Raw genomic sequence first — 11,492 nt, forward strand, 5'->3', positions numbered from 1 at the left:
GAGCCTCGGGCATCGACCGCCGGGTCGGACCGAACGAATCAACCTAGGGCGGCGTCGTAGCGCCAGGCCAGAGCTCCTATCTCTTCGCTGAGTTCCAGGTTGGGCAGGTCGAACTCGTCCAGCCACCCAGTGCCGTAAGCGGCTCCGACTATCTGTCCGGCGATGGACGCAGTGCTATCGGTGTCGCCGTCATGATTGGCCGCAACCCGAACTGCCTGCGCTGGATCGTCGCGGTGTCTCACAACCGACCAGACCGCGATGGCAAGAGCCTCTTCACCCACCCAGCCCTCACCGAGCTCCGACGGCGTCGGTGGGCCGGAGAACTCGCAGGCCGCCAGCATCGCGGCGGTTCGCAACATGGCCAAGACCTCTCCAGCGGCCGGATCCCTGGCGAGCCTGTCGATGGTTGACGAGACGGCGTCAGTGGTCGACGCGCCGTCCTTGATGGCGTCGATCAGGAACGACAGCGCTCCCGCCGACGTCTTCCCCGATGGGTGGCCGTGAGTTAGACCGGCCGCAAGGCAACCCAGCTCATACGAGCCGTCACCAAGGAATCCGATCGGCGCCGTCCGCATGACTCCACCGCATCCCTTGCTGTTGTTGGCCGCCTGCGTGCCTACGACGGTCGCCTCGCGGAGAGCCGACAGGCACGTGTTGCCGGGGGCTCGTCGAGACCAAAGCCCGCTGATCTCGATCAGATGCCCCGACAGCTCGACGTCGATCGCTCCGCTCACCCCCTGTGTCGTCAGCCACCGCAGGTAGGCGAGGTGCAGTTCGACCGCCAGCGCTTCGTTGGAGACAGGAAGATGACCGTCGGAGGACTCGATCGCCCGAACGATCGCCTCGACCGTGAACAAGGTCATCTGGGTGTCGTCGGTGATTGCGCCAACGCGCCCGTAGGACTCGTCGAAGTCGGCGATCCCTTCTGGTCCGTATTGATCAGCGATCTGAGACCACCGCTTGAACTCGGTGGGAGAGCCCAAGGCGTCACCAACCGCTCCGCCGAGAAGGCATCCACGGATTCGTTCGATTCGTTCCATTTCAGCTTTGGCCTCCAGCTTCGCAAAGACTCTTAGCACTTCGAAGTGACAAGCCAAATCCTTCGTAGCTCAGTTTGACTGACCGCGGAGCGTCGGCTCGACATGGCGATGCCTAGAGCACTTAGATGAGGTCCACGTATGGTGCCAAACCGATCCACGAACCTCCGAGTGCCCGTCGAGCTTCGCGACGAGATCGCTCGCATCGCCGAACACCGCGGGACGACGCTGGTCGAAGTGGTGACTGAGGCTGTTCGTAGGCTCGGCCGGGACGACTGGTGGAACGACCTTCACTCGAACCTCGACGCAATGCCAGATGCGGCCAGCATCCACTACGCAGCCGAAACAGACCGACTCGACGGCACCACGTCAGACGGAATGAACAGGTGAGCCAGCTCTCGCCGGCCGAAGTCCTTCGCCCCGCCGACAACGCGCAGATGGCCCGGGGCGTCACACCCCGGGCCATCCTCGGCTAGAACGGCCAGCCTGCGTCACGTCCATCCTCGAGCGTGCGCATCAAGGTGAACGTGGCGTCGCTGAACCCGGCCAGCGCATAACGACCAGCCTCGCCGGTGCGCAGTGACCTGATCGCATAGCCACCCAGGTCCACGGTGTAGATCAGGGGGACCTTGCGAAGGTCGACACGACCCGAGTCGTGCTGCTGGTCGTCGGTGAACATCACGACACGGTCGTGACGCCGCCTGTTGTACTGGTGGGCGATGGCGGTGTGGCCATACGTGGCGTGCCCGACGTGGCCGATCATGGCGACCAGATCGTTCACGACACCCAAGACCGACGCACCCCTGCGGATGCGCACCGCCCTGTTCGTCGCACCGAAGATCGCCACATTGACATCGGCGCCCTTCGTCGCGGTCACCGCTGCCATGACAGCGGCAACTTCGACACGGGTCACCTTCGACCGGGCCGAAACCGGCGCCTGCATCGAGCCCGACATGTCGATCAACACCAGGGTGCGATCGAGCACGGGCACGTTGGACGTGGTCAGCTCGAGCGTGATGCCCAGCGCCCGCTTCCAGTTGTCTGACGGCGCGTTCTTGTACGCCGCCCACACCTGGTACGGGAACAGCCTGGCCCGCTCGACCTCGACGGGGTCGGTGATCCTGGAGATGACGGTGTCTACCGCCTCTGCCGAAATCGCCTGCTCGTCGAAGTTCCGCAGGTTACTGATGAGGGCCATGACACCCATCGAGGGCAGCACGGCCTCCCACGCCTCGGCGTCCATGCCGCCGGGCACCCAGCCCGACAGACGCTCCCAGCTGACGCCCGCACGGGCGAGCGCCTCGGCACCGTGCACTCGCAGATAGTCACGACGCTCGTCGGGCGGCACCGCCTCGACCGCCTCGGCGGCAGCCAGCATCGGCAACACGTCGGGGTCGGCCTTGGCGTCACCATGGTGACGGCTGTCGAGCAACCAGCGATACAAGGCAGCCTGCCGCTGGTCGCGCGCCTTGGGGTGCGTCAACTCGATGACGTCGGCCATACGAACCGCACGGCTCTGGCCGTCGTAACGCAGCGCAGCCCGCTCGGTGTACAGACGCTGCACGGCATCTGCCACACCACGCTTCACCGCCATCTTCATCGAGCGGCCATAACGACCCAACCAGTAGGCCACCATCTCGGCGGGCTCGTCGCCACGCTGCAGCACCGAGTTGACGACCGCACGGCCGCCCTCGCCACCGGCAGCGACGTACTCGGCCGCCAGCATGATGGACGCAGAACGGATCTTCAGCTCGGTGCGCAGATACGCCGCAAGCCCAGCCACGAACGCAGGGTTGGTGGCCGTCAACCGATGCACCAGCTGGACGAAGCGCACATCGCGCACCTCGGCAGGCTCATAGAAGCTGCCCTCGCCGGCCATCATGGTCGCGGCCAGCAAGAACAGCTCGGTCTCGGGATCGGCGACCCAGCCCTGCCCACCCTCGAAGGTTCGAGCACGCTGATTGATTGTCGTCAGTGCCGCCCGGGGCATGGGGGTCTTGATACGTCCGCTGAACTTGGCCATCGTGTCTCTCCTTTCGTGGGCTTGGTCGCAACGGTCTGGTGGGTTGGGTTTCGGGTAGCGCGAGGCTGTTGTGTGGCCTCGTAGGAAAGGGAACGGGCAGAGATCCCGGTGAGTGAGGTCTCCCCTGCCGGTCGGGCCGGAAGGGGCGGCGGAATCGAACCGCCATTGGGCTCCAGAAGTATCCCCGCTCGTCGCAACTGCCCGCCGCTGATGTACAGCGACTTGGGTGCCGGCTCGCCATCCTGAGATCCAGGTCGGACAGGCGTAGCCCCGTGCTCTTCCCAGCTGAGCTACCCCAGCGATTCGCTGGAGGCGGGATTTGAACCCGCGACCTCGGGATCCAGAAGAACTCCGGTCCTGCGCAGCAGGATCACGAGCCGGCTACCGAATCTGTTTTCCTACGGACTGCCCGAGAACCGTGCGGCGGAGCTCGGTGGTGTCACTTTCGAGGTGAAGAAGTCCCCGCCATCGCAGCGGGCAGCCCTGAACGTAGAAGTCAGATCCGGCGATCTGGTGACTGCTGTAGGAACCCGACGCACGACAGCATCGGCCCGAAGCCGTTGAGTTTTCTGTGCGTCGTTTCCATGGCGGTGAGTATTGACTCATCCCCAAGGGCGAGCAAACGAATTAATCGCATCGACCCAGCGGGGCGCCTGTGACGCAGGCTCAGCCACGTCTGGCAGGAAGCCACACGTGCCCAGCCTGACACTCGTCTGGCGTCGAGCGGACCGGATTCATCGCCAGCCGGCCATTGGGCAGAACCCGATAGCAGTAGCCGACGACCTCCACGATGGTCGTGGTCGTGGTCGTTGTGGCCGTCGAAGTCGTCGTAGCCGGCGGAGCCGTCGTGGTTGTGCTGGAGGTCGTTGTTGTCGTGGTGCTCGAGGTCGGCGGGGTGGTCGACGTCGATGTGCTGGAAGACGTACTGGGAGTCGGGCCGACCGCCGTGGTTGAGGTTGTCTGCCCCACGGTGGTGGATGTCGACTCGGGCACCGCAGTAGTGGTCGTCGATGGGGCCGCGGTCGACGTCGTTGTCGACTCAGAGGTCGACGACACGACGGAGGTCGTCGAGCTTGCGGTGGTCGTCGTCGAAGGTTCTTGTGTCGCCGCTGCCGTCGGCGAGACGATGGACGTCGAGACCGCCGAAGCCGGCGGTGCTGCCCCATCGCGCGACGTCGTGGTTGTGGTGCCGACGAGGCTGACCACCACGGCGATCTCGCTCGACTCGACCACCGGCGGTTGTTCGCTCCCCGGAGGCGGCGACTGGGCGCCCGTCGGATGGGTCGTTTCCGTGCTGAACGACGATGCGGCCATCGCCATGGTCGTGTCTCCAACGCTGGTCGCCGACACCGACGGACCGTCAGGCCGGGTCACCACCAGAACGGCGACGAGAAGCAGGTCGATCACGACAAGGGTGATCACCGTCGCTCTCCGTCGCATCCACGCTCTCTCTCGCCTGCTCCGCAGGGTTCAACGGTCACGACCAAATCCGATGTCACACGGGCCCGGTAGGTAGGTGTTGAAACTGCACACCCGACGCGAAATCATCTGGGCTCGGAGGAACCGATGAACCGTACAAAAGTGGTGGGCGCGGCGGCGTTCGTCCTCGTTTTGGGTGCAGGCACCCTGGTCCTGAACAACAACAGAAACGGTGACGACGTTGCCGAGTTGGTCGTTGCCGATTCGGACGGCGTCGACGAGCAGACCGCACCTGCCTCGACGCTGCCGACGACGACCGGTGCAGACACTACGACCGCCGCGACATCGCGCGACCTCGGCGAGTCACCCGACGCGGATGAAGACGCGACACCATCCACGACGTCGGCCCAGGACCCGCCCGACACCCAAGCGGCTTCGACGACCACGGCCCGCGCCACCACAACGACCACGGACAAAACCGACTCGGGAGCCGCCGAATCCGCCAGCCAGGGGTCGTCCGACACCACGGCAGCTCCCCCCGACACAGCGCCGACAACGACAACCGCTGCGACCCCAACGACAGCAACGCCAACCACCGTCACCACTTCGACCACAGCAGCACCGGCGACCACGACCACATCGGCCACTACGACTTCGACCACCTCGGCCACTACGACCGCGACAACCAGGCCGACCACGACGACCCAGGCCCCAACCACCACCACTATCGCCGAGGCCACCTACATCTACTGCATGGACGGCGTCGACCCGACGGGCATCTACTACCGCACGACAGATCCCGAGTGTGAGGTTGGTGACTACCGAGCCACCAAGACCGCTTACGACGACTGGATTCGCCAACGCGAACAGGACGTCACCACGACAACCGCTCCCCCGACCTCGTGGTGCTGGGAGCAACACAGCACGGTGTGGCCCGACTTTCCGCCCTTCATCTCGATGGAAACGTGGGAGGACTGCACCTCGAACGGCGAGAACGTGCACGCCGTTTGGGGCCTGAACCCCCACACCCAGGGCTGGTGCGAAACGGAAGGCGTCTGGCAAGAGCGCGAACGCTGGGGCTGTTTCGGACGATTCTCGCTGACAGACCCCAACAGTTGACGGGGCCCCGGCGGGGGTGGCCACGTCGGCCCGGTTCCGTTACAGTCACCAACACTTCATCCAGAGGACTCGAGGGACCTGGCCCTTTGACGGTCCGCCAACCGGTCGCATGACACGGTGGCAACGCCAGGACCGATGAGGAGGACCAAATGGTCACCCGGCATTCGTCCGATTTCGACGCGTACACGGTTACGCCCCGCCTGCAGGTCGGTACTTCGACCAGACTCGACGCCGTGCGCACCGGCGTTGCCGGCGAGGCCGCAAAGCTGATCCGCATGCGCCAGCGGGTCCTGGCCACGTCGGCAGCGGTCGCAGAACAGACCCTGATAGCCCTGGGCACGCCACCGGCAGAGGCCCGTTGGCGGGCCCGACCACCCGGCCTGACTTCGTCGCCCAACCCTCGCTGCGAACTCCCGGCGCTGGACGATCTGCAGCACTCGCCCGAGGTTGCGGTGATTCACGCCGCAGGCCCACAGGCGTTGCTGAACGAAGAGGCCGCCCCGCTGCTGCCCGTGCCGTTCCCCAGAGCTCAACGGTCCAAACGGCTTCGCAGCTATGCCCCCGAAGTGGTCGCCTCGGCAATCCGGTCGGCGCGCACAACCACCATCGACCCGCGCAAGCTGTCGGCAACCCAGCCGTGGGTCACCACCCCGGGCGTGCACTTCTACCTGGGCGAGCACTACCCCACCAAGGGCGACACCTACCAAGCCGACCTCGACCCCGGCAATCGGTTGCCGCTGGTGTACGTGAGAGATGGCGAGGAAGCGCTGATCTTGGCCGGGCACCACAGGGCAACCGTTGCCCTGGTGCGCGGCGAACCCCTCGAAGCGCTGGTGGTCAACGGCCCCTGGGGCCCACGCCGCTGACCCAACCCCCAACCCCGCTGTCTCACCGGTTCGATAGCGTCAACCGCAGCTTCCCCCTCGGACATTGACCCAACCCGAGGAATACCATGATCAGCGACGCAGACCGCCGCCGACTCCACGACGCACTCGTCAAGAGCATCGGCCCCGAACCAAGCGAGGTCCTGATGGAACTACTCCCACCCGCCGGATGGACCGACCTCGCAACGCGCACAGACATCGACATCGCCAAGACCGAACTTCGCATCGAAATCCAAGACCTACGCAATGAGGTACGAAACCTGACCCCCAAGCTGGTGGCGGCAAACATCGCCTCGATGCTTGGCGTGGCCAGCGTCGTTTTGGCGGCCGGCGCTCTGTTCTGACGTCAACCTCACGAGCAAAGACGTTCTCGGCCGCATAGGGTGCGTATGTGGCAGGGCTGTTGGACGGCTACCGGCCGGGGGTCGGCTTCGATGAAGCGTTCGACGCCAGCGGTGCGCCCAGACCCACCTACGAGCGGGTTGTCGCCCGGTTCGCCGAGATCGACGCAGACGAAGCCCGCCGCATCGAACAGCTGGTAGCAGCCGAGTTTCGCCGGCAGGGCATCACCTTCACGGTCTATTCGGACGACCAGGGCACCGAGCGCACCTGGCCCATGGACCTGTTTCCTCGCATCATCGAGGCCATCGAGTGGCGCCACCTCGAGCGCGGCCTGGCCCAGCGGGTGACCGCCCTCAACCGGTTCCTCGACGACCTATACGCCGGCGAACAAGCCGCCATTCACGACGGCATCATCCCCCGCTGGCTGGTCACGTCGTCGAAGGGGTTCGAACGCAACGCCTTCGGCATCGACGTCCCGTTCGGCGCCCGCTGCATGATCGCCGGCATCGACCTGGTTCGCGGAGACGACGGCGCATACGCGGTGCTGGAAGACAACCTGCGCAACCCCAGCGGCATCAGCTATGTCATAGAGAACCGGGCCGCCATGACCCGGGCATTCCCCAACCTGTTCGAGCACCAGGAGATTCGCCCGGTCGATCAGTACGGCCAACTGCTGCGCACCACTCTGGAAGACGTCGCCCCGCCGGCAGCCGGCGACTCGCCCACCATCGTCATATTGACCCCGGGCATTTACAACAGCGCCTATTTCGAGCACGCCTTCCTGGCCAGGGCAATGGGAGTGGAACTGGTCGAGGGACGCGACCTGGTGGTGGAAGACCAGGTCGTCTACGCCCGCACCGTCGGTGGGCTGTCGCCGGTGGACGTCATCTACCGACGAATCGACGACGCCTTCATAGACCCGGTGTCTTTCCGGCCAGACTCGACGCTGGGTGTCGCGGGCCTGCTGGGAGCGGCCAGGGCCGGCACCGTCACCTTGTGCAACGCGCTGGGCAACGGGGTTGCCGACGACAAGGCCGTGTACCCCTACGTCCCCGACCTCATTCGCTATTACCTCAGCGAAGACCCGATCCTGCCCAACGTCGACACCTACGTCATGTGGGACGACGACCAGCGTGAACACTGCCTGAACCGGCTGGACCAACTGGTCATCAAACCCGTCGCCGAATCCGGCGGCTACGGCATAACCATCGGCCCGGCAGCCACCGATGCCGAACTTCACGCCGCGGCCGAGGCAATCCGCAGCGATCATCGCGGCTGGATCGTTCAAGAACTGGTGCAGCTGTCGAGCCTGCCCTCGTTGGCGGGTGACGCCCTGGCCCCGCGCCATCTGGACCTGCGACCATTCGTGCTGACGGGCAAACGAACACGAGTGTTCCCGGGTGGGCTCACCAGGGTTGCCATGCGCGAGGGATCACTGATCGTCAACTCGTCGCAGGGTGGCGGGTCGAAAGACACGTGGGTGCTGGCCGACGATCCCGCCGAGGAACAGAAGTGATACTGGCACGACACGCCGAGGCCCTCTTCTGGGCAGGCCGCCAGCTCGAGCGCGCCGAAGCCACCACCAGGGCGCTCGATGTCGTAGGGCGCAACTCGATGCACCTGCGCGAGCAAAGGGCCCACGCGGAATGGGTGGCGATGCTTGGCCTGTTCGGCGCAGCCGCCCCACCAGAAGCACGAGGGCGCGCCGCAGACCGAGACGAGGTCATTCGCCGCCTCTTCCTCGACGGCGAACACCAGGGTTCGGTGAAAGCGACCGTGTTTCAGCTACGCGAGAACTTCCGCACCGTGCGCGACCGGGTGCCGGTCGAGTTGTGGGAAGAGGCCAACCGCCTGCACCTGGAACTGCAACGAGGCGACCTGGCCCGCCAGCTAGCGCTGACGCCCTTCGACCTGTTCACCTCGGTGCGCAGGGCCTGCCAGGCCATGGCGGGCGTGGCGGCCGAGGCAATGCCGCGCGACGAGACATACACGTTCTTCGACTCGGGCCGAATGCTCGAACGCTGCATCATCACCTGCCGCCTGGCCCGGGTCGGCCTGGCAGACGCAGGGTCCGGATTTGAACCATCGGTGCTGTTGCGCTGCTCGTCATCGCTGCAGGCCTACCGGCGCGAGTTCGGCTATGCAGACGAGCCGATGCGCATAGCCACCTTCCTGCTGTGCGCCGGCCACACACCCAGGTCGGTCCTGTCGTGTCTGCGCCGGGTCGACGAACGCCTGGAAGCCCTGCAGGAATACGGCCCCGGATTGGGACCCGCCAGGCAGCTGTGCGGACGGGCCAGGTCGAATCTCGAGTTCGGAGACGTCGTGGGCAGCCTCGACAACGACGCGCTGACCTTCCTGGACGACATCGAGAACGCGCTGGTGGGCCTGAGCGACGTCATCGCCGCATATGCCTTCAACCCCGCCCATTCACCGGTGTTGCACGCCCAGTTCATCCGCCCGGGAGTCGACATCTCATGAGGCTCGACATCCGCTATCAGATGAACTTCGCCTACGCCGAGCCAGTTCGTGAGGCCCACAACGAGGTGCGCGTCCGCCCCAGGGACATGACGGGACAGCGCCTGCTGGGCTATCGCCTGTCGACCACCCCCACCACCCGGGTGCTGTCGTTCACCGACTATTGGGGCACAACCGTCGAACACTTCGGCCACGTCCAGTCCCACGGCCGGCTCGAGATCCTGGCAGAGGCAGCCGTCGAAACCCGCCCCCGGCCTGTCCTCGAATCGGCGCCGATGTCTGCGCTGGACGACCAGTTTCGCATCGACAACTCCGAACTGCTGCAGCGTTCGCCCCACGTCGACTGGACACCGCAGCACGCCGAACTCGCCCGCGATGCGATCTCGGGCTTGGGCGATGTAAAGAGCGCCATGTCTGCCATCGTCGAACTGACCCGCAGCCGCCTGGCGTATCAGCGGGGCTCGACCCACATCGGCATCAGCCTCGAAGCGCTCGTCGACAAGGGCCAGGGCGTGTGTCAGGACTTCGCCCATCTGACCATTGGGTTCATGCGCTCGGTGGGTATTCCCGCCCGCTACGTCTCGGGCTATTTGTTCGCCGCCGACGAAACCGACCTCGAGGCCGACGAAGATCACATCGTGCAGGTGCTGACCCACGCATGGGTCGAAGCCGCCATCCCGGGGCAGGGTTGGTGGGCATTGGACCCCACCAACGATCAACCCGTCGGCGAACGACACGTCGTTGTGGGCCATGGTCGCGACTACGACGACGTGGCACCCGTGCGAGGGGTCTATGTGGGCGACGCCAGCCCCGAGGTCGAGGCCACAGTCGAAATGCGCCGCATGGAGCAGGTCGATCGCTCGCTGTCCGAACGGCCTCGTCGCCGACACCAGCCCGTCGCCGTCGACCTGATCGCCACCGAGTTGGCAGCCCAACAACAACAGCAGTGACCCATGAGCTGGGCGCCCGGCTCACAGATATCTGGCTGCGAACCGATCCAACCAGTCAGCAACCCTGAAGTCTTCGGCCTCCGACCGCATTGTCGCTAAGAGCCGGTCAAGGGGCCACACCAACACAGCCTCTGGATACCTGAGGAACCGCCGATATCCAGCGATTGCCGAGCCGATCGACGGATCGTCGGGGTGATGCACCACAGCCAGGGCTCCTCGCCGGCCGTGCGGGACATCGCGATGCGTGCGCGTCGCCTCGACCAGCAGGTGGTCGCGCCACAGCTGGTTCCACGCCGGATCGGCCAACGCCGAGTTCGATGACACCCACGGAGACCCGGGTGCGTCGGTCAGCTCGCGATATCGGTCAGAGTCGTAGGCCTTCGGAGAAAACGGCTCGGTCAGCTTCGTCTCGACACCAACAAAGGCCCGCTCGCCGTCGCCGTCGACGTATTCGATGAACACGTCGAACGAGGTCAGGTCGTCCAGATATTCCTCAGCTGGCGATGGGGCGTACTCGATGCGTATCGAGGTGACCTCTTCGACGTCGCCGGGCAGCAGCGGACATAGGAGCTGCCTGGCAACACCAAGATGGCCGACCAATGGACCGAACAGGTTGAACGACATCGGCTGCGAAGACAGCAGATTTGCACGGCAACGAAACGGCTCGACGCCTGGCCCCGACTCGATGCGAGCCTGGGCGACCTCCCACGCTGAGCGGGTCAAGAAGTTGCGTCCCATCGCAGCGTCGGTGGGCGTCAGCATGCTGCCAAGCTCACGCCCGGCCGAACGCTGCGGACCCAACCCTGCCGGCACACCCAAGACCTCTGATCGCCATCTGGACTGAGCCAGGCGAAGCCTGGCCACAAAGGTGGGGTCGGCGTCGTTCTGGGACCCGACCGGCGGAGCCGGCTTGGGAACGACCAGCTTGCCGCCGGGCCACCAAACCTCGCCACGGATCGAACCAAGCGGCGCCGACCAGCCGTCGAGCAGACGGCCATCGTCGTTGACAGCACCGATGAGCGTCGGTTCCAGCGAGCGGGCGATCTCGGATCGTCGACTGGCGAAGTCGGCCACCACCGCCGCAACCCTCAGCTCGGCTTCGGTGAAGTCGACGGCGTCGTCGACGAACTCGACCACCACCACCTCGCTGGTCGCCGGATCAAACGCCAAACGGCCGGCAGCGCTGAGGCCGGGCACGCGCCAGCCTTCGCTGACGACGACCAGCTCGGTCCCGGGCAAT

Annotated in this window: 11 protein-coding genes and 1 riboswitch; of the genes, 8 read left to right on the forward strand and 3 right to left on the reverse strand. The window is 65.5% G+C overall.

Annotated elements, in window-relative coordinates:
• Nucleotides 1–38: 38 nt before the first annotated feature.
• Nucleotides 39–1,040, reverse strand: coding sequence for an ADP-ribosylglycohydrolase family protein (locus R2770_14970; GenBank protein ID MEZ5281761.1), 1,002 nt, complete (start codon nt 1,038–1,040; stop codon nt 39–41).
• Nucleotides 1,041–1,208: 168 nt separating this feature from the next.
• Here R2770_14970 and R2770_14975 point away from each other — a divergent pair, with 168 nt between their 5' ends.
• On the forward strand, nt 1,209–1,427 hold the full coding sequence (locus R2770_14975; protein MEZ5281762.1) for a hypothetical protein: 219 nt from the start codon (nt 1,209–1,211) through the stop codon (nt 1,425–1,427).
• A gap of 82 nt (nt 1,428–1,509) precedes the next feature.
• On the opposite strand, the gene R2770_14980 is transcribed toward R2770_14975, so the two are convergent.
• Entirely contained in the window at nt 1,510–3,060 is a 1,551-nt protein-coding gene (locus tag R2770_14980) for a TROVE domain-containing protein (GenBank protein ID MEZ5281763.1), read from the reverse strand.
• A gap of 790 nt (nt 3,061–3,850) precedes the next feature.
• On the opposite strand from R2770_14980, the gene R2770_14985 reads away from it, so the two are divergent.
• The 7 genes from R2770_14985 (at nt 3,851) to R2770_15015 (ending at nt 10,252) form a co-directional block, all read left to right on the forward strand.
• The gene (locus R2770_14985) at nt 3,851–4,576 is read left to right on the forward strand and encodes a hypothetical protein (GenBank protein MEZ5281764.1); all 726 of its coding nucleotides are present in this window, start codon (nt 3,851–3,853) and stop codon (nt 4,574–4,576) included.
• A 50-nt stretch (nt 4,577–4,626) separates the two neighbouring features.
• Complete coding sequence (locus R2770_14990; GenBank protein MEZ5281765.1) at nt 4,627–5,598, forward strand: hypothetical protein; 972 nt, start codon at nt 4,627–4,629, stop codon at nt 5,596–5,598.
• Nucleotides 5,599–5,651: 53 nt separating this feature from the next.
• A riboswitch (SAM riboswitch) is annotated at nt 5,652–5,740 on the forward strand.
• Between the two features lie 7 nt (nt 5,741–5,747).
• On the forward strand, nt 5,748–6,464 hold the full coding sequence (locus R2770_14995) for a hypothetical protein (GenBank protein MEZ5281766.1): 717 nt from the start codon (nt 5,748–5,750) through the stop codon (nt 6,462–6,464).
• Between the two features lie 86 nt (nt 6,465–6,550).
• Nucleotides 6,551–6,826, forward strand: a complete 276-nt coding sequence (locus R2770_15000; GenBank protein ID MEZ5281767.1) for a hypothetical protein — start codon at nt 6,551–6,553, stop codon at nt 6,824–6,826.
• Between the two features lie 47 nt (nt 6,827–6,873).
• Entirely contained in the window at nt 6,874–8,340 is a 1,467-nt protein-coding gene (locus R2770_15005; GenBank protein ID MEZ5281768.1) for a circularly permuted type 2 ATP-grasp protein, read from the forward strand.
• Nucleotides 8,337–9,305: an alpha-E domain-containing protein gene (locus R2770_15010; GenBank protein ID MEZ5281769.1), complete on the forward strand. Its 969-nt coding sequence runs from the start codon at nt 8,337–8,339 to the stop codon at nt 9,303–9,305. Before R2770_15005 ends, R2770_15010 begins: the two co-directional genes overlap by 4 nt.
• Nucleotides 9,302–10,252 carry a transglutaminase family protein gene (locus R2770_15015; protein MEZ5281770.1) on the forward strand — a complete coding sequence of 317 codons (951 nt, stop codon included), beginning with the start codon at nt 9,302–9,304 and terminating at the stop codon, nt 10,250–10,252. The genes R2770_15010 and R2770_15015 overlap by 4 nt, the downstream gene beginning before the upstream one ends.
• Nucleotides 10,253–10,273: 21 nt before the next feature.
• Here the strand turns inward: R2770_15015 and R2770_15020 are convergent, their stop codons facing one another.
• Nucleotides 10,274–11,491, reverse strand: a complete 1,218-nt coding sequence (locus R2770_15020) for a hypothetical protein (protein ID MEZ5281771.1) — start codon at nt 11,489–11,491, stop codon at nt 10,274–10,276.
• Between the last annotated feature and the right edge of the window lies 1 nt (nt 11,492).

It is taken from the genome of Acidimicrobiales bacterium (assembly GCA_041394185.1).
In the GTDB taxonomy this organism is placed as follows: domain Bacteria; phylum Actinomycetota; class Acidimicrobiia; order Acidimicrobiales; family Poriferisodalaceae; genus JAAETH01.